Origin of the sequence: Martelella sp. NC20 (genome assembly GCF_013459645.1) — a bacterium.
Classification (GTDB): Bacteria; Pseudomonadota; Alphaproteobacteria; order Rhizobiales; family Rhizobiaceae; genus Martelella.
Genome location: NZ_CP054861.1, coordinates 5,374,263 through 5,397,985 on the forward strand (window position 1 = coordinate 5,374,263; position 23,723 = coordinate 5,397,985).

Below are 23,723 nucleotides of genomic sequence, written 5' to 3' on the forward strand. Positions count from 1 at the left end.
TTTGGATTGAGACATGGCGCTTACACCCCACGACGTTTGAGAAAGGCGAGTTGCAGCACCATCACGAGGATGGCCATGAACATCAGCACGTTGGACATTGCGCTCGCGAGGCTCAGGTCCTGCGAGACGGTAAACTGCTGGTAGATCAACAGAGGCAGGGTAACGACCTTGCCGCCGCCCAGCAGAAGCATGGTCAGAAAGCTGCCATTGCAAAGCATGAAGACCAGCACCGCCCCTGTCGCGATACCATCGAGACTGAGCGGCAGGGTAATGTTCCAGAACGCGCGCCAACGGTTCGCGCCGAGGATCTGAGCGGCTTCTTCATAGCGCGTATCGATGCTTTGCAGCACGGAAGAAATCGACAGCACCATATAGGTGACGAGGATATGCACCAGACCGACATAGACCGAAACGGGATTGCGCAGGAGGTCGACCTTGCGGTCGAGAATGCCGAGATCCACCAGCGCGACGCTGATCAATCCGTTGCGCGCAAAGAACACCTGCCAGCCGAAGGTCCGCATGATGACCGAGGTCAGAAGCGGCGCGAGCAACAGGAACACGATCAGCGCCTGCGAGCGGTTGGCCTTGCGCACCAGAAAATAAGCAATCGGATAACCCGTTACGACACAGAGCACAGTCACGATCACGCTGACCTTGAGCGTCTCGAACAGGATCTTCAGATAGAACGGGTCCGTCAGAAGACGCCGGTATAGCTCCAGGCTGAAGGCGCCTTCATCCGGAAAGAAACTGCCGACGCCGTTGCCGATCAGCGGCAGGACGAAGAAGAAAATCACGAAGGCAAGCGCGGGCAGCGCAAGCCCGACCTTCTCCCGCCCGAGCCGCAAGAGGGGCATTTTCAGGGATCGCGCCATTACGCGGCCTCGTCGAGCAGGATTGAATCGGCATCGTTCCACGAAAGCGACACCCTGGCACCGGAGGCGATCTCGACATCCGGCACATCGGCGTCGCGATAGGAAACAATGACAGGCTCCTCGCGCCCTTCGACATCGAGCAGCACGGTGTTGAAGCTTCCGCGGAACGCATATTGGCGCACGGTTGCATTGAGAGCGTCGGAGCCGTCCGTCGCAGCGCCAATGCGGATATTTTCGGGCCGCACGGCAAGAAGGACCGCCTGACCGTGGCCAAGATCACGATCACTTGCCGCAGTGAACCTGTTGACCACGCCGCCATGGCTGTAGACAAGCGAGAAGCCGCCCTCTCCTCTCCCCTCGACAATTGTCGGGAACAAGTTGATCGATCCAAGAAACTCAGCCACCCCGCGCGTGGCCGGACGCGCATAGACTTCTGCCGGCGCGCCACACTGCAACACCTTGCCATGTGACATGACGGCAACGGTATCGCTCATGGTCAGTGCTTCCTCCTGATCATGGGTCACCATGATTGAAGTGATATGCAAACGGCGTTGCAGTTCCCGCAGTTCGAACTGCATGCCTTCACGGAGGTTCTTGTCGAGCGCGCTGAATGGCTCATCCAGAAGCAGAATCGAAGGATGCGTAATCAATGACCGGGCTAGAGCAACGCGCTGCTGCTGGCCGCCAGAAAGCTGGCTGGGATAACGTTCGCCAAGCGCGGAGAGCTGCACCATGTCAAGCTGTCGGCGCACCCGCTCCTCAACCTCGCTTCGGCCGACGCCTGCCATTTTCAACCCGAAGGCCACGTTTTCGGAGACCGTCATGTGCGGAAATACGCTGTAGCTCTGGAATACCATGCCCAGATTGCGGCGATGCACCGGCAAGGCGGTGATGTCGCGACCATCGATCAGCACATGCCCGGAATCGCAATCATCAAAACCCGCCACAATCCGCAATGTCGTGGTCTTGCCGCAACCTGACGGACCAAGCAGCGAAAGCAGCCTGCCCGGCTCGACGCGCAGCGACACGTCCTCAACCACCAGATTCGAGCCGAATGACTTACGCAACCGTTCGATGCACAGAGCCGCGCCCGTTTCACGTTCCTGGTGATAGCCTTGGCGCATTGATGCAGTCTCCGTTTGCGTTGCGTTATGGTAATCAGAGCTGATGGATCGGGCCGGATTGCGCGATGATCCAAAGCAGTGAAGACGGCGTGGACATATCGTTTCGGATGCTGTGCGGCTTGGCGCTGTCGAACTGGAAGCTGTCTCCCTCGTTCAGCTCGGCCTCAACCCCGTCAACCGTGAGCCGAAACCGTCCGCTCATAACCATCCCGGCCTTTTCCCCCGGCGTTTCCTGCATGTCGTCCGACGCCGCAAAGGCCGGAAACTCAATCGTCATGAACATCAGATTGCCAACGGAGCGCGGCGACAGCATGTGCTTGAAAAGCGGAGCGGGCCCGACATTGAAGGCTGGACGCGCATCCGCACGACGCACGAAATCGAGCACTTCGATAGCCCTTGCCGGCGCAGGATCTTCAAGCAGGTCGCTGAGCGGCACGCCAAGAGCGTTGCGCAAGCGCTCAAGAATACGCAGCGACGGGTTCGAAAGCCCTCGCTCAACCTGCGAGATCATGCCGGCGGACACGCCCGCGCGTTCGGCGAGTTCGCCGATCGAACACCCCGCGGCGCGGCGTTTTTCGCGCAATCGTGCGCCTACTCCTGTCTGCTCTCTTGCTTCCGTCACGGCCTGCCTCTCTTTATCGGATTGAAGCCAGTTAGCCTCGGCACAGCCGCAGTGTCAATATACTGAATTATCATTCACTATATTATATTGAGAATCCGAAAGATTGACCAGTTTTTGAGCATTTATCGAGGCAATGTGGCCAATTTCAATGCATGACGTTCATTTCTATACAAAAATTACGCTTTATAATGAATATTTTTCAAAGAGTCATTGAATTATCATGTCGGACCATTGAATATGGATTGTCTCTCATTCACCAACAGGAGCCCTGCATGAAACCGAATAAACATGTGCTGGCGCTGACCGCATCGGCCGCGCTTTTGCTGCAAACACCCTCCGTTTTCGCCGCCGACCTGACCGTCAGCGTCAATGGCGGAATCTGGCAGGAGAGTTACCAGCGCTGCATCGCCGATGCGTTTGAGAAGGAAACAGGCAAGACCGTCGATCTGGTCCTCGGCAGCCCCGCCCAGCTTCTCAACCAGCTTGCCGCCAGCCCTGGCCAGCCGCCGGTCGACGTGCTCAACATCGCCGCCAACTGGGGTTTTTCCGCTGCCGAGCGTGGCCTCGTCGACAAGATCAACCCGGAAAAGCTGCCGCATCTCAATGAAATCGCCCCTCAGTTCGTGGAAGCGGCACAAGGCGACGGAATCTTCTTCGGCTATGGCGCCATGGGGCTTGCCTTCGACAGAACCCGGGTAGAGGCGCCGCCGAAAACCTGGGATGAGTTTGTGGAGGGCACGATCCGAGGAGACTGGGTTGCCTCGATGCCCAGCATCAATTACGGCTCATCGGCCATTACATCAGTCTGGCTGTTCGCCCATCTTTACGCCGATGACAACCTCGGCGACATCACTCCTGCTCTTGAAAAGATCAGGGAAATGAAGGACTCGGGCAACCTGATTTTCTGGAACAACGTCAACGAGTTCCTCTCCCAGATCAAAAGCGGCGACGTTGATATCGGCATGTATTGGGATGGCCGCACCTGGGCCTTTCATGATGAAGGAAACCCGAACATCGACTATATCAATCCGAAGCCCGGAGCGCCGATTGCCTCAAACTTCATTCAGAAGACCAAGGGCGCACCCGACCTGGCGTGGAAACTCATCGATATCAGTCTGCAGTCGGGCCCACAGGGCTGCTGGGGCAGCGACCTGCAATACGCCATGTCGAACGTGAACGTGAAATACACCGACCAGGTCGCAAAGCGGATTTCACCGATCGATGAGATCCTGATCCCGCCCTATGCGGAGATCAACAACCATAGCGCCCTATGGACAGATCAGTGGAATCGGATGATCGGACAGTAATGCCCGCGCAATCAGACCGCGTCTGATGCCATGGCGCCAGGCCATCAAGGCCCAGTATCCGTTGGAGATTCTGGGCCTTGCTCCTCAAGAGGCGCATAGCTTTGCTCCGCGCCCGTTTGTTGGAGCGTCGATGTTGGATTTTTCCGGCTCTGATCATGAGGGCGGGCTGTCAGTTTGATCGGTTTTCGCTGGCAAGCGCCTGGGTAGTCCCTCGAACTCAGCGCTGGCTTGCGGCGTCGGGCCGGCAAACTTCTTCTTCCATGCATAGAGCGAATGCTGGCTCACGCCGAGCCACTGCGATACCTCCATACCGGATAGCCCCGCCCCCTGATCTGACGCACCGCATCGCGTTTGAAATCGTCATTGAAATTCGATTTGCTCATGATCGCCTTCTTACCTCATTTCTGGGCAGGATGCCGATAGACAACAACCTTCTGGAACGCGATATCAGGCCCTTTGCCAGATCGCGCGTACCTGTAAGGGGCCTTTACCGCAGACCAGATCATCAGCGTGACCCACCGCTCCCTCAGGCGGTCAATCCGACCGACTTGCCATGAGGGGTCGGACCTAAGATCCGGCACTATCTGCATAAATCATATGCAATTACCAAAAAAACCTAAAGAATTGGCATTTCTTAGGAAAAATACTTGACGTCCTCAACCACAATATAGTTGAGTATCCCAATCAAATGAGGTTTCCGATGGTTTCAGACGCACCCAAAGACAGCGCCGACGATATCTGGCCGGGCGAGGGACTGGAGGTTTCTCCGGAAACGGTCGACCTCGACGTCCTAAACGACACGTTCAGCTATTTCATACGCGATCTGAACATTGCCCTCAGCCGTGACTGGGATGCCCGGCTGGAGGACGTGCCGGAAATGCTGGGCACGGGGAAGGTGAGCGTCCTGTTCCTTGCCAACAACTATCCGGGCATCCATCCTTCCACAATTGCGCAGGTCATCATGCGCGACCGCGCCGAGATCACCCGGACGGTGACCGCCATGGAAAAGGCCGGACTGATCTATCGCCGCCCGGGACGCAAGGATTCCCGAGCATGGTCGTTGTTCCTGACCGAACAGGGCGAGACTGTCTTGGAAAAAGTTCGCACGCGCATTCTCGAGTCACGGGCGTTCCTCTCTGACATTTCAGACGAGGAGTATGAGCAGGCGATGTCCATTCTGCGGAAAATCTACTGGCGTCTGGTCATGACGCCGCGCCCGGCAGGAGGCCGCTGATGACGCAAGGGCGGGTTGCATTGATCACGGGAGCGCGGCGCGGTATCGGACATGCAATCGCCAGCCGGCTGCTCCATGATGGCTGGAACGTATCGCTCGGCCTGCGCCAGCCGCAACAGGACTGGCAGGAAAGCCCGGCGATCCAGACTTTTCCCTACGACGCGACGCGAGGTGGCGAGGACGAATGGGTGGCCCCCGCACTTGCCCGCTTCGGACGGATTGACGCCATCATCGCCAATGCCGGTGTCATGATCCCGCAATCGGTCGCCGAAATTTCCGATGAAGACCTCGACACGATGTGGCGCGTCAACGTTCGCGCGCCGCAACGTCTCGCCCGCGCGGCCTTTCCCGCGCTGGGCCAATCCGGAACGGGACGGATCATCATCATTGCGTCCCTCTCGGGCAAGCGCGTGGCTTCCGTTTCGTCGTCAGCCTATGCGCTGACCAAACATGCCGCCGTGGCGCTGGCGCACGGCCTGCGTCAGGCGGGTTTTGAACAGGGGATTCGGGCGACGGCGATCTGCCCCGGGTTCGTCGCCACAGACATGGGTCGTGCGGTAGCGCCATTCGATGCGGAAGACATGACCTCGCCCGGCGACATTGCCGATATCGTGGCTGACGTCATCGACCTGCCGAACAGTGCCAGCGTAGCGGAACTGGCGATCAATTGTCGGGCCGAGCCGTCCTTCTAGGGACGCTGTTTGCCCCATGAGTTGCCGCCCGGTTGCGGCGTGTCGGGTGGTGCCTCGACGGCGAAAAACGCCGCAGCCCCCGGCCAAGAACAGAAGCCGGAATTTCGCCCGTGCATTGGCGACGCAATCCGGCCTCGAAAGGCGCACGCCTTTACAATGAAGAACTGACGCTTCCTGCCCGCCCGTTCGGACAGGGATGGACTGTTTCATGCCGAAATTTGCAAAAACGCCAGAAAAAGGGAACAGCATGACCACGAAACAGAGTAAATTCCATGCCAGCAGACGCCAGATGCTTGCCATGCTCGGCATCGGTACCGCCAGCGCCGCCATGCCGGGTCTGTTCAGGGCCGGCCCGGCCGCTGCACAAGACGCACCGAAAGGCCAGATCGTCCTCGGCTTTTCGCAGGAACCGACGGTTTTCAACCCCCACCTGCTTCATATCGAGGTCGATGAAGGGATTTATTTCGCCATCTTCGATCCGCTTTTCGGGGTCGATGAAAAGGGCGCGTTCTACCCCTGCCTCGCAGCGGAAGTTCCCACAGTCGCCAATGGCGGCATCTCGGAAGATGGCCTGAAATGGCGGATGAAGCTGCGCGACGGCGTGACCTGGCATGATGGCACGCCGTTCACCGCCGAAGATGTCAAATTCACGATGGAACTGCTGGTCAACCCGGATTTCAACAGCTGGCGCCATACCGGCCACGAACTGGTGCGCGATCTGACCGTCGTTTCCCCCACCGAGCTGGCCTGGACGATGGCCGAGCCATACGCACCCTACGCATCGATCCTGGCCTCGACTTTTATCGTGCCCAAACATGCCTTTGACGGTCAGGCCGACCTCAACAACACGCCATTCAACAATGCTCCCGTTGGAACCGGGCCCTTCAAGTGGAGCAAGCGTGTTGCCGGTGACTATATCGAAATGGCGGCAAACACAGACTATTATGGCGACGGCCCCTTCGTCGAACGCCTGATCGTCAAATATATTCCGGACCTGACCGTGATGTACACGCAGTTCAAGACCGGCGATATCGATGTCATCGGCCTGCAGGGCATCAGCGCCGATCACTATGACGAAGCGTCAAAACTGTCAGACCGCGTCGTGGTCAAGGCACCGGGAAGCCCGATCGAAACCTTCTCGCTGAACCTCGGCCTTCCCGTTTTTCAGGACAAGGCCGTGCGTCAGGCGCTCTATCTCGCCATCGACAAGGCATCGATCATCGATGCGCTCTATTTCGGCCTGCCGGTCGCCACCGAAAGCTATATGCCGCAGCAGGCCTATTACTACGATCCCGACCTTCCGAAGCATGAATTCAACATCGAAAAGGCCAATGCCCTGCTGGAGGATGCCGGCTGGAAAATGGGCTCCGATGGCGTGCGCGTGAAGGATGGGCTGCGGCTCTCCTTCGAAAACGCGACGACGTCCGGCAACCATCTGCGTGAGCAGATGCAGCAGTTCATGCAGCAGACCTTTGCCCAGATCGGCGCCGAGATGACCATCCGCAATCTGCCGCCCGCGGTCATGTGGGGCGATAACTGGATGCTATCGCAGTATCAGAGCGCCATCGCCGGCATCGTCTTCCTCACTGGCGGCGATCCTGATACATCGGACTATTTCGGTTCCAAGGCCATTCCAGCCCAGGGCGGCGCGGGCCAGAACACCTGGCAATGGAAGAATGCGGAAGTCGATACGCTGCTGAAGCAGGGTGCCGAGATATTCGTGCCGGAAGAGCGCAGGAAGGTCTATTTCAAGATCCAGGAACTGGTGCGCGACGAGTTGCCCTTCCTGCCGCTCCATCAGTTCACCGACCTGCGCGGCTACAAGACGGGTATCGAAGGTTTCGAGCCTAATGTGAACGTCCGGATCGATGACTGGAACGTTGGCACCTGGCGCTGGAGCTGAGCGCTCGCCGGGCCTTTCGGCCCGGCAACCCCCTCCCCGATGTCCATGAAAACGGAGAGCCGCGTTGCTAAGGTTTCTGCTGAACAGGCTAGGTCAGAGTCTGATCCTGTTGCTGGTCGTGTCGCTGATAGGCTTCAGCGTACTGATGCTGGCGCCCGGCGGCCCCATGTCGAAATTCGCCCTGACGCCTGGAATCGGCAAGGCGGACCTCGACCGCATCGCTCACCAGATGGGGCTCGATCGTCCCATTCTGGTCCAGTATGTCGACTGGTTATGGAATCTCGTTCGCGGCGACTGGGGCGTCTCCTTTCGCGACGGCCGTCCGGTGCTTTCGATCATCGGTGAACATCTGTTCGCAACCCTGCTGCTGATGGGCAGCTCAACGGTGATCGCCATCGGTCTGGGAACATGGATCGGCATGAAGAGCGCCATTCGGCGTTATTCCATCTTCGATTACACGGCAACAGTCGGCACCATGATCGCCCTGTCCATCCCGACCTTCTGGTTCGGCCTGGTCGCAATCTACATATTCTCGCTGGAACTCGGTTGGTTTCCCGCCGGCAACATGTACACGATCGGCAACCAATCGGTCCTCGACTATCTCCACCACCTCGTCCTGCCGGCAATCGTGCTTGCGCTGGTCAACATCGCCATCTGGAGCCGCTATATGCGCGCCTCCATGCTGGAGGCGATCGGCCAGGAATTCGTCAAGACGGCGCGCGCCAAGGGCGTCCCGGAACGGGTCATCATGCGCCGCCATGTCGCGCGCAACGCCCTGCTGCCGATGATCACGCTGGCGGGAATGCAGATCCCGCAACTGCTTGGCGGAGCGCTGGTTGCCGAAACCGTCTTCACTTGGCCGGGTATGGGGCGGCTGTTTCTCGATAGCCTCGGCTACAGCGACTATCCGGTGATCATGGGACTACTGATGTTTTCAGCCATTCTCACCATTCTCGGAAGCTTCATGGCCGATGTCCTGACAGCACTTGTAGATCCGCGCATACGGCTTGCCTGAGGAGCGCTTCATGACCACCACCGCAGATGTCATTTTGCCGCCGCGTCCGCAAAACCGGGTTCTGAAGCGCTTCCTGCGCCACCGGCTGGCGGTTTTCGGGCTCGCCGTCATCGTCGCGCTCACGCTGGCCTGCATTTTTGGCCCCTTTCTGGTTCCCTACGACCAGCTCTATATCGACCTTCGCGCCCGCAATGTCCCGCCATTGACCGGCGGCCACATTTTCGGCACTGACCCGCTGGGACGCGATGTGGCAGCCCGGCTGTTCATGGCCGGACGGGTTTCGCTTTCCGCCGGCGTGGCGGCCATGCTGTTGTCCACCATTATCGGCGTGCTTGTCGGCACGATATCCGGTTTTTACGGCGGCCGCACCGGCGCCGTTCTCATGCGGATCGTCGATGGATTTCTCGCCTTTCCCGGCGTCTTCCTGATGCTGACGCTCGCCGCCTTCGTGCATCCGAGCCCGTTCATGATCACCGTCATCATCGCCGCGACCAGCTGGATGCAGGTGGCACGGGTGGTCGATGCCGAGGTCCGCTCGCTGCGCAACCGCGAATTCGTCCTGGCGGCGACCATGCTCGGCCTGAGGCCAAACCAGGTCATGTTCCGTGAAATCCTGCCGAACGTGATGGGGCCGATCATCGTCTCGGCAACACTGACCATCGCCAACGCGATCCTGCTGGAAGCCTACATCTCCTTCCTCGGCTATGGCATCCAGCCACCGCTTCCCTCCTGGGGCAACATGCTGAACGGCGCCCAGCAATATCTGGCGACGGCCCCCTGGCTTGCCATCGTGCCCGGCGTGGCAATCACATTGGCGGTGACGGGGTTCAACTTCGTTGGCGACGGGTTGCGCGATGCGCTCGATGTGCGTGGAGATGCAAAATGACCCCACTCACCTCTCCATCCGTTTGCAAGCCGGAGACGCACGTGACACCCGTTTTGACCGTTGAAAACCTGACCGTTGCATTGCCCGCGGCAGCCGACCGCAAACATGCGATCAGCGACATTTCCTTTACCCTTGATGCCGGAGAAATTCTCTGCATTGTCGGTGAATCCGGATCGGGCAAATCGGTAACGGCGAACGCCGTCATGGGGCTTCTGCCACCGGCGCTGAAAATCGAAAGCGGGAAAATCCGTCTGCATGACCGGGAAATCCGCGACCTGAGTGCCACGGAGCGGGCCCGGCTGAATGGCCGCGTCGTCTCGATGATCTTTCAGGACCCGCTGTCGGCGCTCAATCCGCTGATGACCGTCGGTCAACAGATCGAGGAGGTTATGCAGACCCATGGCGACGCCACGTTCTCCGGAGCGGTTTCAGACGAGGCGAATACCGGTTCATCGCCCGGAATAGCGTTAAATCGCTCTGATCGCCGCGCCCGGGTCATCGAATTGCTGGACATGGTTGGCCTGCCCAACCCGCAGGCCATGGCGCATCAGTATCCGTTCAGGTTGTCCGGCGGCCAGCGCCAGCGGGTGATGATTGCCATGGCGTTGGCGCTGGACCCCGACCTGCTGATTGCCGATGAACCGACCACCGCGCTCGATGTCACCACTCAGGCCCAGATACTCGACATCATTGGCCGGCTGCAACGGCAAAAGAAAATGGCGGTGATGTTCATCACCCATGATTTTGGCGTGGTCGCCGATATCGCCGACAAGGTGATCGTGATGGAAAAGGGGCATCTCATCGAACAGGGAACGGCGCAGGCCGTGCTTCGTGCGCCGCGCGAACCCTATACCCAGCGATTGCTGGCGGCGATCCCGACGATGCGGACCGAAGCGCGCGCGCCGGTTAGCGCCGCCGCTCCGGTCGTGCTCGATGTCCGCAACCTGAAGAAATGCTACAGGAGCGGCGGCGGCTTTTTCGGCCGGCAAAGCCTGATACAGGCGGTGGACGATGTCAGCCTGACGCTTCGCAAGGGCGAGACCATCGGGATCGTCGGCGAATCCGGCTCGGGCAAGTCCACGCTCGGCCGCATGGTCATGAAGCTGCTCGACAGCGATTCCGGTCAGATCATTCTGGATTGCGAGGATGCCGTGTCGATGCCCGAATCCCGGTTCCGGCAGAAACGACCCTATATCCAGATGGTTTTCCAGGACCCGTTCGCCTCGCTCAATCCGCGCCACACCATCGAGCGTTCGCTGGTCTGCGGGCCGATGAGCTTCGGAATGCCCCACCGGGAAGCCCATGCCAACGCGGTCCGGCTTTTGAACCGGGTCGAACTTCCCGAACACGCGCTGGAGCGCTATCCGCACGAATTTTCCGGCGGTCAGCGCCAGCGCATCGGCATTGCCAGGGCGCTGATGTTCAACCCCGTGCTGCTGGTTGCCGACGAGGCGGTTTCTGCGCTCGACGTGTCGATCCAGGCGCAGGTGTTGCAGCTGCTCGACGAAATTCAGCAGGAAACCCGCATCGCCATGATGTTCATCACCCATGACCTGCGCGTTGCCAGCCAGATCTGCGACCGCATCGCCGTGCTCAGGCGTGGTCGCCTGGTCGAGCTGGCCCCTGCTCACGAGCTGTTTTCAGCCCCGCGTGACGCCTACACGAAAAGTCTGGTGGAAGCGATTCCCGGCTGGGGAGGACGATGAGCGCTGCCGCAACAGCCACCCTCCGGCGTCGGCCGGAGGCGGCACGGCCGCGTCGAGGCGTAAAGGCATGATCGTTTCCTTCTTTTGAGAGGTCGCATGATGACGAAATTTTCTCCCTTTGAAGCATCCTACTGGTTCGCCTCGGCGCCGCCGCCGCCGGAAACCGGTTCGCTTGCCGGCGAAAAGACCGTCGATGTCTGTGTCGTTGGCGCCGGCTATACCGGGCTCACCACCGCCATCGAACTTGCCCGCAAGGGCGTCTCCGTCGCCGTTCTGGAGCGGCAGCAGATTGGCTATGGCGGCTCGGGGCGCAATGCCGGCCATTGCAGTCCGACCTTTTCATACTACGAGCTGGAAAAGATCCGTACGCTTCTCGGCGAGCCCTGGGCCGAGCGCCTCATCCGTCGCCAGACCCGCGCCGCCGATGTCGCCGCCGGCTATATCCGCGATTACGATATCGATTGCGAATGGGTTCAAAACGGTCTGGTCATCGGCGCCATGCGGCCGGGCCATGTTCCGCATCTGCGTCACAAGGTTGAAAGCTATAATGCCGCCGGGGCGAGAACGCGCCTGCTCGACCGCGACGAGGCAATTACCGCAACGGGCTCGCCGCGCCTGTATGGCGCCTGGCTGCATGAGGAAGGCGCCCATCTTCATCCGCTGAAATATGCGCGCGGGCTGGCGCGCGCCGCCATTCAGGAAGGCGTTGCCCTTTATACGAAGACATCGGCACAGGGCTGCGAAAAGCAGGGTGGCAAGTGGAAGGTCCGTTGCGAAAACGGTCATGTCCTTGCCGACAAGGTGATCTTCGCAACAGGGGCCTATACGGTGGATGGCTGGCCGAAACTGGACAAGACCTTCCGGATCCTGCCGGTCTATGTCTGCGCCACCAATCCACTTTCCGATGATGCCCGCAAGGCGGCGCTGCCACGCAACACCTCAATGATCGACGGACGCGGCGACTTCTACTGCTACAAGTGGACCGCCGATAACCGCATCGTTGCCTCCATGTTCCTGATGGGGCCGCGCGGGCGCGACCTCGATTACACGAAAAGGGTCATGACCGATCGGCTGAAATGGTTGCATCCACAGATTACCGAGGACGTGCGCTGGGATTATTTCTGGTTCGGCGAACTGGACATGCAGTATCGCACCGTGCCGCGCCTTTACAGCCTCGCGCCCGGCGTGGTCGGTCTGACCGGCTTGTCCGGCCGTGGCGTTCCGACCGGCACCATGCTCGGCGGCATTCTCTCGGACTGGGCCATGGGCGTTGGCGAGCAGGATCTCGATCTGCGCGCCGAACCGCTGCAAAAGGCACCATGGTGGATGGACTACGGACCGAACTACAAGCTGCGTGAAATGCGTTTCGTCGACAATGTCATGAGCCGGCGCGGCGACGTGGAGCTGCCGCCTCATCCCTGAATGATACGGACGCCCGCAACAGACCGATACCGATGTGGGACTGTGAGGCCTGAGGAGAAGCAAGATGGAAAAGTTCGATGTGGCCGTCGTTGGCGCGGGAATCAGCGGTTGCGCCACAGCCTTCGCGCTGGCCAAAACCGGGGCCAGCGTGATCATCCTTGACCGTTTCGGTCCGGCGGCCATGGCCTCCGGCTGGACACTGGCTGGCGTGCGACAGTCCGGACGCGATCCGGCCGAGCTGCCGCTTGCCATGGCGGCGGTGAAGATATGGCAGACGCTGCACGAAGAGCTTGGCGCTCCAACCCGATATGTTCAGCGCGGCAATCTGCGCCTTGCCCGCGACGCGGCAGAATACCAGCAGCTTCATAACATGGTCCGGCAACAGGCCAACAGTGGCCTCGACCTGACCTTCCTGCCGGACAACGCTGCGATCCGTGAGATCGCACCGGCAATTTCATCGGAAATTCCCGGCGCGTCTTTCTGCGCCAGCGATGGTCATGCCGATCCGCAGACGACCAGTGCCGCCTATATCGCCACGCTTGAGCGTCTCGGCGTCACGCTGGCAATGGGCGAGGTCGTCGAAAGGATCGAAGTTGTGGGCGGAAAAGCGGCCGGGCTTCGCACATCGAATCGTAGTATCGCCGCCGACAGCGTGGTGCTGACCGCCGGCGTGTTCACCAACAGCCTGCTTGAACCGCTGGGCCTGAATGTGCCCCTGGAGACACCGATGGTGGCGGTGGTCCGCACCGCTCCTGTCGCCCCGATCCTGGAACAGGTGATTGGCGTTGTCGGTGGCGACTGGGCCGGACGGCAGGAAACCAATGGCCGGTTGCGGTTGACGAGCGGCGCGCTGCCGTGGAACGGAACTATGGAAACAGTGGTGACAGCGGACGGCCCTCGCCCGAAGATCCGCCCGCCCCTGTCCAGCCTGCGCGCGATCATCGACAAGGCTGAACTGTTGCTACCGGGTCTGTCGGATGCCGCCATCGATGACTGCTGGTCCGGCCTGCTCGACCTGACGCCGGATGCCCTTCCGGTTCTGGACCATGCGCCGGGAATCGACGGTCTGGTCGTCGGCATGGGATTTTCGGGCCACGGTTTTTGTCTCGGGCCCGTCACCGGTCATATCCTGTGCGATCTTGCCACCGGCAACACACCGGCACATGACCTGTCCGCCTTCGGATTTGACCGGTTTTCCGGCATTCACACAAAAACCGAGCCGGCGCTTCACGGCTGACCGGCCCCATTCATGTTCAATTCTTCCTCCAACCCAATTCGGGAGTCACTTAAATGCCTGGTCCTTTCGTCGTGCCGTTTCACGGAGATACCGAGCTGCCACAACAGGTCGATGTCGTGGTCATCGGTGGCGGCATCATTGGAACGTCAACCACGCTGGAACTGGCCGAACGCGGCCTGAGGGTCGCACTTTGCGAGAAAGGCGGTATCGGCCACGAACAGTCCAGCCGCAACTGGGGCTGGGTCAGGATCACCCGGCGCGATCCGCGTGAAATTCCTCTCATGGCGGAGGCTCTGCGCATCTGGCCGCGTATGAAGGAAAGACTCGGGCGCGATGTCGGCTATACCCGCGCCGGCATCGCCTTCACCTGTCAGACCGACAGGGAGGTCGAGGAACACACGCGCTGGATGAACAATCTTGAGGGCTATCAGATCGACACGCGGATGCTGACGCCCGCCCAGTTCGCTGAACTGAACCCCGGCGCGCAGCTTGATGTCAAAGGCGCGCTTTATACCTCCGTCGACGGCCGAGCCGAGCCGCAGAAGGCCGCTCCCGCCATTGCCGAAGCCGCGCGGAAACACGGCGCCCATGTGATGACGGAATGCGCCGTGCGTGGCATTGACCGCAAGGCAGGCCAAGTGTGCGGTGTTTTCACCGAGCGGGGGTATATCGCCTGCAATGCCGTGGTTCTGGCCGGTGGTGCCTGGTCCAGCCTTTTTGCCCGCAATAGCGGATTGCGGCTGCCGCAGCTGAAGGTAAAGAATTCCGTTATCCGCACCAAACCGCTGGAAGGCGGCCCGGAAACGACGATCTGGACCAATGGTTTTGCCATCCGCAAGCGTCAGGACGGTGGCTACACGATCGCCAACGGTTTCGAGAATATCGTCGACATCGTTCCGGACAGCTTCCGTTTTTTCCGCGATTTCCTGCCAGCGCTCGGTGCTGAGTGGCGCTCTCTGATGCTGCGCGGGGGCCTGCGGTTTCTCGACGAGGCCCGCATCCCCAATCGCTGGACAATGGACGAGGCCTCCCCCTTCGAATATTGCCGCGTTCTTGATCCAAAGCCGTCCTTCTCGCTACAGGACCGGGCCCTGTCGAACCTACGAAAGGCCTTTCCCGTATTCGAGCACGCCGAAATAGCCCAGCGCTGGGCCGGCAATATCGACGTCACGCCGGATGCCGTGCCGGTCATCTCGCCAGTGGAGCACGTACCCGGCTTCTTCATCGCCACCGGCTTTTCAGGGCACGGCTTCGGCATCGGCCCCGCCGCCGGCCGGCTGATGGCAGATCTCGTCACCGGTGCGCCGCCGCTCGTCGATCCGGTCGATTTCCGCTTCAGCCGTTTTTCCGACGGATCGAAGATCGAGATCATCAGCGGCTTCTAGCAGGGGGTTGCAAGAGGCCTCGTTAGGCGCTTGAGTTTGCGATTCCTTGCTACGGTGGTTGGCGCACTGGGGTTCGTGGACAATTACCTCATGACGATGATGGATGCCGCGAGGTTCACGGTTGCGACAAAGCGGATGTCGGTCTTGTCATAGCGTGTATTGACCGCTCTGAAGTCTTTGATTTTAGAGAAATATTTCTCCACGCGGTGGCGCCATCGATACATCTCCTCATCATGCGGGATCGGAGCTTTCCAGTCCTGTTTGGACGGGATAACGGCTTGGGCTTCCATGCCTTGCTATTGACCTCAGCAAGAACAGCCGCAGCCTTGTTGGGTTGGACGAAAGTGGGGCTGTCGTTGTTCGGCGGCGGATGCGTCGCGATGGGGGTTACCGTTCCGGACGCATTCACACCTCCTTAAAAAGAAGGGTGAGAATCACAGACTTCGAGGAAGAACCGTTTCAATTGTAAATCGACATGAAGGCTCTTCGGCCTTGGCGAAGACGAGAATACTCAACAACTCGCCGCGATTGGCTCCGCGACGGAATGGTCCACGTGGCGCCATCAGACAAATTACCACAATCCTCGGGTCGACTCCCCCCATTCGGCATCGAATTTCGAGACCCATGCCGCTACATCGCACTCGCCAAGAGTGCGTGGCGGAAGGTCCCTGCAGGGAACCGCGATCAGGACCGCTGGGCCCGGGCCGTTCACGAACATGCACATATCCGCAATGCCCTTGTCCGCCGCGAGGGCCTCTCCTGCGAGAGCTTCTGCGCGCGCACCACATTTCTGTCTGGAAAGCGGCGCGCCGCGCCATCGAGATGGACGCCGTCGCCGACGAGATGTGAGCCATCAGGAAGTTATCCACTCGGTGTGGTTTCAGCAGACAGCGAAATCAGGCAACGGCCTGCGTGTTTGCCATCAGCGCGCGGATGCGCTCTATCAGATCGTCGAGCACCGTGATGCCGCGCGCGCCTGTGGGACGGATTGCGAAGTATGAAATCTCCACCTCCGGCTCGAACGGCCTGGAAATCGTCTCGGCGCCCGCCGCATTGAGACTGATCCTGTCCACAATGCCGATACCCATGCCTGCTGCGGCAAAGTGGCAGCAGTTGAGCATGGATGTTTCCACGGCGCTGACAGGTTGCTGTTCGGCGCTGGCGAAAGCCCGGTCGAGCGCCCTGCGCATCGGCGAGTTCCGTCCCGGCAAAAGCACGCGCTGATCGATGAGATCGGCGGGCGTGATGACGTCGCGTGCGGACAAAGGGTGATCCGGTCGCATCGCGGCGACGGCCTGCGAACTGTAAAGAAGCTTTGCCCCTTTGTCGGACATGCGCGGCGAGCCGAACACGAGGCCGAGATCGTAGCGGTTGTGCTCGACCATATCCCAGATCTGGCGACTGTTTTCGACATCGATCACGAGCGGAATATCGAGCCGGTCGCCCAACGTCTCGATTACGGCATCGTGCAGGTAAGGTCTCACCAGCGAGGTGACGCTGGCGAGGCGCAAAACGGTATTCTTATGGACTCGGATGTCTTCGGCAGCCCGCCCGATCTGGTCGAGCCCGAGATAGAGCCTTTCGACTTCGCGATAGAGTTGGGCAGCCTCTGCCGTCGGCACGAGGCGGACGCCTGCCCGTTCGAACAGCCGCATTTGCACCGCCTCCTCAAGATCGCGCACGAGCCTGCTCACAGCCGGCTGGGTTATGTTCATAGCGTCAGCGGCCGCGGTAATCCCGCCGGCCATCATCACGCTGCGAAAGGCTTCGATCTGTCGCGGTTTCAGTTTCATCCGTTCCCCATCCATAACATTTAAGCATGAATAGAACCAAAAATGCAATTTTTATTCTGTGATCATCATGTTTAGACTCATGTGAGTCCCGCCGGGAGTGCGGGAGTGGACAGTATGGAGGAGTGCTCAATGAAAAATTCCGCTTTCGCGGCTGCCTTGGCTGCAACCGTTCTCTTTTCGCCGCTGGCAAGTCAGGCGGAGGATATCACGATCGGTCTGGCGGCATCGACAACGTCGATGGACCCGCAATTTTATGTGATCGGCCCCAACAGCGCGATGGCCCGCAATATCTTCGACGGCCTTGTGAATCAGGATGACAAGCAGCAGCTCAAACCGGGCCTAGCCGTTTACTGGAAACCCGTCGATGACACCACATGGGAATTCAAGCTGCGCGAAGGCGTGAAGTTCCACGACGGCAGCGATTTCACCGCCGATGACGTTGTCGCCAGCATCAAGCGCGTGCCGCTGGCCGCGACCAACAGTCCGAGTTCGTTCACGCCATACGTCAAGGGGATCACCGACGTCACGGCCGCGGATCCGATGACCGTGCGCATCACAACGGCCGAGCCGATGCCGCTGCTGCCAAACAATTTGAGCCGGATCGCGATCCTGCCGGCGGAGATGGAAAATACCACAACCGAGGAAATGAACGCCGGAAAGGGCGTCATTGGCACGGGACCGTTCAAGTTCGTTTCCTGGGCGCCTGACGACAAGGTCGTCCTGGCGCGCAATGACGATTACTGGGACGGCAAGGCCGAGTGGGACCAGGTGACCTTCCGGGTCTTCAAGAACCCCAGCGCCCGCGTCGCCGCCATGCTGTCGGGCGACGTCGACATGATCGAAAGCATTCCGACCGCCGACATGCGCCGGCTGGAATCCACCGAGGATCTGCAGGTGACCAAGGTTGCCGGCAATCGGGTCATGTATCTGCACATGGACCAGGATCGGGAAATCTCGCCCTTTGCGAAAGGCCCGGACGGCTCCAATCCGCTGCGCAACCCCGAAGTGCGGCGGGCCCTTTCCCAGTCGATCAATCGTGAGGCCATCGTCGACCGGATCATGGATGGGCAGGGCGTTCCGGCGGGGCAACTCGTCCCCGAGGGCTATTTCGGCTATGATCCGTCGATCAAGGTCGATCCCTACGATCCGGAAATGGCCGGAAAGCTGCTTTCCGAGGCGGGCTATCCCGATGGCTTCTCGCTGACCTTCCACGCCTCGAACGACCGCTATCCCAACGACTCCAAGGTGGCGCAGGCGATCGGTCAGTTCTTCAGCCGCATCGGCGTCAAGACCGATGTCGTCACGATGCCGGCAAGCGTTTACTTCAGCCGTGCCTCCAATCTGGATTTCAGCTTCATCATGGGCGGTGCGGCGGTTGAAACGGGCGAAGCGTCCGGCGTGCTCGGTCCCCTGCTCGAGACCTACGGCGACAATGCCGGACGGGGCAATCGCGGCCGCTACGCCAACCCGGAATTCGACAAGGCGCTCAATGAGGCGCGCGAAACGCTCGACGATGCAAAGCGCAGGCAGCTGTTGCAGAAGGCTATGGAGATCGCGATGAACGACCTCGGCGTTATTCCCGTCTTCTACCTGGCCAACACCTGGGCGATGCAGGACGGCGTCTCTTATCCGGGCCGTTCCGACGGTTATACCTTGCCGTATTACGTGACGTCGAACTGACTGGCAGCAAGGAGCGGTCCATCATGTCCTTCAAAGGCGTATTCCCTTATCTTGTCTCGCCGGTCGATGCTTCCGGCGCGGTGATGACAGGCGTCCTGTCGGATCTGGTGGACCACCTTGTCGGCGCTGGCGTTCATGGTCTGACGCCCCTCGGCAGCACTGGCGAGTTCGCCTATCTTTCCGGCGCGCAGAAACTCGAGGTCGTTGAAACGGTGATTGCGGCCAATCGCGGACGCGTGCCCGTCATTGCCGGTGTGGCATCGACCTCGATCAGCGATGCCGTGGCCCAGACCGAAGCGCTGGTCGAATGCGGCGTCGATGGTATTCTCGGCGTGCTGGAAGCCTATTTCCCGCTTGGCGATGATGGCGTCGAAGCCTATTTCCGCGCCATTGCCGAAGCTGCCCAGGGGCGGCCGGTCGTGCTTTACACCAATCCCCAGTTTCAGCGCTCCGATCTCAGCCTGCCGGTGATCGAGCGGCTCAGCGCCGTCGATAACATCCGCTACATCAAGGACGCATCGACCAATACCGGCCGTCTGCTGTCGATCATCGAGCGCACCCGCGGTCGCATGGAAGTGTTTGCCGCATCCGCTCACATCCCGGCATGCGTCATGATGATCGGCGGCGCGGGATGGATGGCCGGTCCCGCCTGCATCGTTCCCAGGCAGAGCATTGCCCTTTACGAGGCGGCGGCGGCGGGCGACTGGGGTCAGGCCATGGAACTCCAGCGACCGCTTTGGCGCATCAACGAGATTTTTGCGAAATACTCCCTCGCCGCGTGCATCAAGGCGGCGCTGGAACTGCAGGGGTTTGCAGTCGGCGATCCGATCGCGCCCCAGAAGGCGCTGGACGCGCCGGCGCGAGAGGAAATCGCAGGCGTGCTCCGAAGCGTCGGCGCGCTTTAGAGCATTTCGCAGTCAGCGAGCATTTCCGGTGATTCCGTTCTTACCGAAAATGCTTCAGGCACGATAACTTTGAAAATGAAAGAATTCCGTATGAAGACGGTCCCGATCATTATCGATTGTGATCCCGGCATCGATGACGCGATTGCCCTGCTGACGGCGTTTGTCTCGCCCGAACTCGACATTCTCGCCATCACTCCGGTCTGTGGCAACCAGCCACTCGAGCGCACCGTGCGCAACGCGCTTCAGATATGCGAACTCGGCGGACGCACCGATATTCCGGTTTTCCCCGGCTGCCACCGCCCCCTTTTTCGCGACACGATCCACGGCCAGTTTCACGGCGAGACCGGTCTCGGCAAGACCAGCCTGCCTGAACCGGAAAAGAAGGCGGAAAGCGTTTCAGCAGTCGATTTCCTGATCGAGCGGCTTTCGGTTGCGCGCGAAAAGCAGAAGCCCGTCACCATCTGCTGCCTGGGTCCGATGACGAACCTTGCGGTCGCCTTGCGCATGCAACCGGATATTGCCGCCGGGATCGAACGTATCGTCATGATGGGGGGAGCCTATCGCGAGCCCGGCAACCGGACGCTGACCTCCGAGTTCAACATGCTTGCCGATCCCCACGCAGCGCATGTCGTGTTTTCGAGCGGGATACCGATCGTCGCGCTTGCCCTTGATGCCACCCATCAGGTGATGCTGAAGCCCGAGCATGTCGCCGAATTCGCAAATGTGAGCGGGCGGATTTCCGAAACGCTAGCCGAACTGATGGCGTTCTGGGACCGCAATGACGTCGCCCGTTACGGCTCGCGCGGCGGACCGATGCATGATCCGCTGGTGATTGCCTATCTCCTGGCGCCGCATCTGTTTCAGACCGAAGCCGCCCGTATCTTCATCGAATATGAAAGCGCGCTGTGCATGGGACAGACCATCGCCGACTGGTACGGCAAAAGCGGGCTTAAACCCAATGCGCGGATCGTCACCCGTGTCGACGCGGAGAAAGTCATCGCACTCTTTATCGACCGCCTCTCGCGTTACGCCGAAAGACAGCCGGCATGAGCAAGCTGCAAGTGATCATCGATTGCGACCCGGGCGTCGACGATGCAGCGGCCATTCTGTTGGCCCTGGCGTCGCCCGAGATCGAGCTCCTCGGCCTTTCAGTCGTGGCCGGCAATGTGCCGCTTGACGATACCCTCGCCAATGCCTGCAAGATCATCGGAATTAGCGGTCGCCGCGATGTTGCGGTCTATGCCGGTGCATCCGGCCCGCTGGTGCGCGATCAGGTTTACGGAAAATATGCCCGTATCGGAACTTTCGCCGATGACCTGATGCCGCCGGGCGATATTGCGCCGGCGCGTGAAAACGCTGTGCAGTTTCTGGTCAGAAGCACGCACGCGGCCGCAGTTTCGGGCGATCCGATCACGATCTGCGCCATCGGCCCGATGACCGATCTCGCGCTCGCGCTGACGCTTCATCCCGACACCGCGCGCGGCATCAACCGGATCATATGCATGGCTGGCGCATTCAGGGCGCTCGGCCACCGCACCCCATGGGCCGAGTTCAACGTCTATGCCGATCCCCATGCCGCCGATGTCGTTCTGCGCTCCGGCATACCGATCGTGATGATGCCGCTCGACGTGACCTTTCAGGCCCTGTTCACGAGCGAACACATAGCCGCCTTTCGCCGCGGCGGACGGGCGGGAGAGGCGCTTTGCAAGTTGTTTACGGCCTTTGACCGTTCAGATATCGGCCGCTTCGGCCGTCCTGGCGGGCCGATCCATGATGCTATGACGGTCGCCTGGCTGCTCCGTCCGGAGCTTTTCAGTGGCCAGCCGGCTCATGTCGGGGTCGAGACCAGAGGCGAAACCATGGGGCATACCTATGCCGACTTTACCGGCAAGCTTGGCCGCAAGGCCAATGTCACGGTCATCACGGGCGTTGACGAAGCCGGCTTTATCGAACTCCTGACCGAGCGTATCGCCCGCCACGCGGGCAGCTGTGCAAGGGACGGGCATAAACGGGAGGCTGAAATCAGATGAGTCGCTATCTTGTAAGCCGATTGCTCCAGACCATTCTGACACTTCTGGTGATGTCGATGCTGGTCTTTGCCGGCCTCTATCTCGTCGGCAATCCGGTCGATGTGCTGCTGAGCCCGACGGCAACGCCGGCAGAGCGATTGCAGGTGATCCAGAGTTTCGGTCTCGACAAGCCGGTATGGGATCAGTACCTGCTGTTCCTGAAGCGCGCGCTTTCCGGCGATCTCGGCAATTCCTTCATTTACAACCAGCCGGCGCTGACGCTGATCTTGAGGCGGATGCCGGCGACGCTGGAGCTTGCCTTCGTTGCGCTGATGATGGCGCTGGTGATTGGCATACCGCTCGGCATCTATGCTGGTCTCAGGCCGAACGGCCCGATCTCCAAATCGATCATGACATTCTCCATCCTCGGCTTCAGCCTGCCGACCTTCTGGATCGGTCTCGTCATGATCATGGTCTTCAGCGTCTATCTCGGCTGGCTGCCGGCCTCAGGACGCGGCCAGACGGTAGACGTGCTCGGCGTGCCGCTCAGCCTGTTCACGCTGGACGGCCTGTCCCACCTGATCCTGCCCGCGCTCAACCTCGCCCTTTTCAAGATATCGCTGGTAATCCGGCTCACGCGCGCCGGCGTGATGGAGGTCATGCAGCTCGACTATGTCCGTTTCGCGCGCGCCAAGGGCCTGACCGAGCGACGCATCGTGACCGTCCACGTGCTGAAGAACACGCTCATTCCGCTGATCACCGTGATCGGGCTTGAGCTTGGATCGTTGATCGCCTTCGCGGTCGTCACGGAGACGATCTTCGCCTGGCCGGGGATGGGCAAGTTGATCATCGATGCCATCAGCGTTCTCGATCGCCCGGTCATCCTTGCCTATCTGATGATCACGGTGGTGATGTTCAGCGTCATCAACCTGCTCGTCGACATCCTCTATTCGGTGGTCGATCCGCGCGTACGTCTTGAGGGGAATGCGTGATGACCCAGGAAAATCCCGTGACCGCTTCGGTTCATTCGTCAAGCGATGGCACGGCCGGAGGGCCTGCGCGTTCGCCCTTCCGTCAAGTGCTGTCGGCGCTTCTTCGCGACAAGCTCGCGCTGTCCGGCATCATCATCGTGACCACCTTTGTCCTGGCCGCCGTTTTCGCGCCCCTGATCGCGCCGCAAAACCCTTATGATCTGGCCCAGCTCGATATCATGGACGGTCGTCTGCCGCCGGGCTCCGCCAGCATGACGGGCATGCCCTATCTGCTCGGCACGGACACCCAGGGACGGGACCTGTTCAGCGCGATCTTGTACGGATTGCGCACCAGCCTTCTGGTCGGGCTTTCCAGCGCCGCCATCGCGCTTCTGATCGGCGCTTCGATCGGGTTGGTAAGCGCCTATGTCGGCGGCCGGCTGGATTCGGTGCTGATGCGCATCGTCGATATCCAGCTCAGCTTCCCGGCAATCCTGATCGCGTTGATCTTTCTGGCCATCCTTGGTCAGGGCGTCGACAAGATCATCCTGGCGCTGGTCGTCACCCAATGGGCCTATTATGCGCGCACCGTACGCGGCTCGGCGTTGGTGGAGCGCAAACGCGCCTATGTCGACGCGGCCCGCTCGATGGCGCTGACCGACAGGCGCATCCTGTTCCGGCATATCCTGCCGAACTGCCTGCCGCCACTGATTGTTGTCGCCACCATGCGCGTCGCCTATGCGATCATGCTGGAGGCCACGCTTTCTTTTCTCGGGATCGGCCTGCCGGTCACCGAGCCCTCGCTCGGTCTTCTGATATCCAATGGCTTTGAATACCTGCTTTCCGGCGTTTACTGGATCAGCTTCTTTCCGGGCATCGTGCTTCTGCTACTGATCGTCGGCATCAACCTGATCGGCGATTCTCTGCGCGATATCCTCAACCCCCGACGGGAGGGTTAAA

At 60.3% G+C, this 23,723-nt stretch carries 20 protein-coding genes and 2 pseudogenes; 16 read left to right on the top strand and 6 right to left on the bottom strand.

The genetic code is table 11. The annotated features are described in order from the left end of the window. Positions 1-20 precede the first annotated feature (20 nt). From HQ843_RS25570 to HQ843_RS25580, 3 genes are read right to left on the bottom strand one after another with little or no spacing between them, the layout of a single operon-like run. Positions 21-872, bottom strand: coding sequence for an ABC transporter permease (locus tag HQ843_RS25570; protein ID WP_180900565.1), 852 nt, complete (start codon positions 870-872; stop codon positions 21-23). Then, entirely contained in the window at positions 872-1,996 is a 1,125-nt protein-coding gene (locus HQ843_RS25575) for an ABC transporter ATP-binding protein (protein ID WP_180900564.1), read from the bottom strand. The genes HQ843_RS25570 and HQ843_RS25575 overlap by 1 nt, the downstream gene beginning before the upstream one ends. Before the next feature lie 34 nt (positions 1,997-2,030). Then, the gene (locus tag HQ843_RS25580; RefSeq protein ID WP_210280276.1) at positions 2,031-2,579 is read right to left on the bottom strand and encodes a helix-turn-helix domain-containing protein; all 549 of its coding nucleotides are present in this window, start codon (positions 2,577-2,579) and stop codon (positions 2,031-2,033) included. 191 nt (positions 2,580-2,770) lie between these two features. On the opposite strand from HQ843_RS25580, the gene HQ843_RS25585 reads away from it, so the two are divergent. Then, positions 2,771-3,925 carry an extracellular solute-binding protein gene (locus HQ843_RS25585; RefSeq protein WP_180900562.1) on the top strand — a complete coding sequence of 385 codons (1,155 nt, stop codon included), beginning with the start codon at positions 2,771-2,773 and terminating at the stop codon, positions 3,923-3,925. A gap of 239 nt (positions 3,926-4,164) precedes the next feature. Here the strand turns inward: HQ843_RS25585 and HQ843_RS29620 are convergent. Continuing rightward, positions 4,165-4,311 (bottom strand): annotated as a pseudogene (locus tag HQ843_RS29620) (transposase); the annotation flags it as partial. A gap of 314 nt (positions 4,312-4,625) precedes the next feature. On the opposite strand from HQ843_RS29620, the gene HQ843_RS25590 reads away from it, so the two are divergent. From HQ843_RS25590 to HQ843_RS25630, 9 genes are all read left to right on the top strand, one after another. After that, a complete protein-coding gene (locus tag HQ843_RS25590) occupies positions 4,626-5,159 on the top strand; it encodes a MarR family winged helix-turn-helix transcriptional regulator (protein ID WP_180900561.1) in 534 nt (177 codons plus the stop codon). Next, complete coding sequence (locus HQ843_RS25595) at positions 5,159-5,851, top strand: SDR family NAD(P)-dependent oxidoreductase (RefSeq protein ID WP_180900560.1); 693 nt, start codon at positions 5,159-5,161, stop codon at positions 5,849-5,851. Before HQ843_RS25590 ends, HQ843_RS25595 begins: the two co-directional genes overlap by 1 nt. A 247-nt stretch (positions 5,852-6,098) precedes the next feature. Next, positions 6,099-7,754, top strand: coding sequence for a peptide ABC transporter substrate-binding protein (locus HQ843_RS25600; RefSeq protein WP_180900559.1), 1,656 nt, complete (start codon positions 6,099-6,101; stop codon positions 7,752-7,754). Between the two features lie 64 nt (positions 7,755-7,818). Further along, the gene (locus HQ843_RS25605; RefSeq protein WP_180900558.1) at positions 7,819-8,769 is read left to right on the top strand and encodes an ABC transporter permease; all 951 of its coding nucleotides are present in this window, start codon (positions 7,819-7,821) and stop codon (positions 8,767-8,769) included. Between the two features lie 10 nt (positions 8,770-8,779). Continuing rightward, complete coding sequence (locus tag HQ843_RS25610; RefSeq protein WP_180900557.1) at positions 8,780-9,655, top strand: ABC transporter permease; 876 nt, start codon at positions 8,780-8,782, stop codon at positions 9,653-9,655. After that, a complete protein-coding gene (locus HQ843_RS25615; RefSeq protein ID WP_180900556.1) occupies positions 9,652-11,361 on the top strand; it encodes a dipeptide ABC transporter ATP-binding protein in 1,710 nt (569 codons plus the stop codon). The genes HQ843_RS25610 and HQ843_RS25615 overlap by 4 nt, the downstream gene beginning before the upstream one ends. 99 nt (positions 11,362-11,460) lie before the next feature. Further along, positions 11,461-12,783, top strand: a complete 1,323-nt coding sequence (locus HQ843_RS25620) for an NAD(P)/FAD-dependent oxidoreductase (RefSeq protein ID WP_180900555.1) — start codon at positions 11,461-11,463, stop codon at positions 12,781-12,783. A 64-nt stretch (positions 12,784-12,847) separates the two neighbouring features. Further along, entirely contained in the window at positions 12,848-14,020 is a 1,173-nt protein-coding gene (locus HQ843_RS25625; RefSeq protein ID WP_180900554.1) for an NAD(P)/FAD-dependent oxidoreductase, read from the top strand. Positions 14,021-14,073: 53 nt separating this feature from the next. Beyond that, entirely contained in the window at positions 14,074-15,405 is a 1,332-nt protein-coding gene (locus tag HQ843_RS25630) for an NAD(P)/FAD-dependent oxidoreductase (protein ID WP_180900553.1), read from the top strand. A gap of 83 nt (positions 15,406-15,488) precedes the next feature. On the opposite strand, the pseudogene HQ843_RS25635 reads toward HQ843_RS25630, so the two are convergent. Both HQ843_RS25635 and HQ843_RS25640 read right to left on the bottom strand, forming a co-directional pair. Next, positions 15,489-15,689, bottom strand: a pseudogene (locus HQ843_RS25635) (IS5/IS1182 family transposase); the annotation flags it as partial. Positions 15,690-16,301: 612 nt separating this feature from the next. Further along, positions 16,302-17,198: a LysR substrate-binding domain-containing protein gene (locus tag HQ843_RS25640; protein WP_180900551.1), complete on the bottom strand. Its 897-nt coding sequence runs from the start codon at positions 17,196-17,198 to the stop codon at positions 16,302-16,304. A gap of 129 nt (positions 17,199-17,327) precedes the next feature. Here HQ843_RS25640 and HQ843_RS25645 point away from each other — a divergent pair, with 129 nt between their 5' ends. From HQ843_RS25645 to HQ843_RS25670, 6 genes are all read left to right on the top strand, one after another. Beyond that, positions 17,328-18,878, top strand: a complete 1,551-nt coding sequence (locus HQ843_RS25645; protein ID WP_180900550.1) for an ABC transporter substrate-binding protein — start codon at positions 17,328-17,330, stop codon at positions 18,876-18,878. 23 nt (positions 18,879-18,901) lie between these two features. After that, positions 18,902-19,783 (top strand): dihydrodipicolinate synthase family protein, encoded by an 882-nt coding sequence (locus HQ843_RS25650; protein ID WP_180900549.1) that lies wholly within the window; start codon positions 18,902-18,904, stop codon positions 19,781-19,783. 90 nt (positions 19,784-19,873) lie between these two features. Then, positions 19,874-20,833 carry a nucleoside hydrolase gene (locus HQ843_RS25655; RefSeq protein ID WP_180902031.1) on the top strand — a complete coding sequence of 320 codons (960 nt, stop codon included), beginning with the start codon at positions 19,874-19,876 and terminating at the stop codon, positions 20,831-20,833. Then, positions 20,830-21,813, top strand: coding sequence for a nucleoside hydrolase (locus tag HQ843_RS25660; RefSeq protein WP_180900548.1), 984 nt, complete (start codon positions 20,830-20,832; stop codon positions 21,811-21,813). The genes HQ843_RS25655 and HQ843_RS25660 overlap by 4 nt, the downstream gene beginning before the upstream one ends. Further along, positions 21,810-22,784 (top strand): ABC transporter permease, encoded by a 975-nt coding sequence (locus HQ843_RS25665; RefSeq protein WP_180900547.1) that lies wholly within the window; start codon positions 21,810-21,812, stop codon positions 22,782-22,784. Before HQ843_RS25660 ends, HQ843_RS25665 begins: the two co-directional genes overlap by 4 nt. Beyond that, the gene (locus HQ843_RS25670) at positions 22,784-23,722 is read left to right on the top strand and encodes an ABC transporter permease (RefSeq protein ID WP_180900546.1); all 939 of its coding nucleotides are present in this window, start codon (positions 22,784-22,786) and stop codon (positions 23,720-23,722) included. Before HQ843_RS25665 ends, HQ843_RS25670 begins: the two co-directional genes overlap by 1 nt. Position 23,723: the final 1 nt, after the last annotated feature.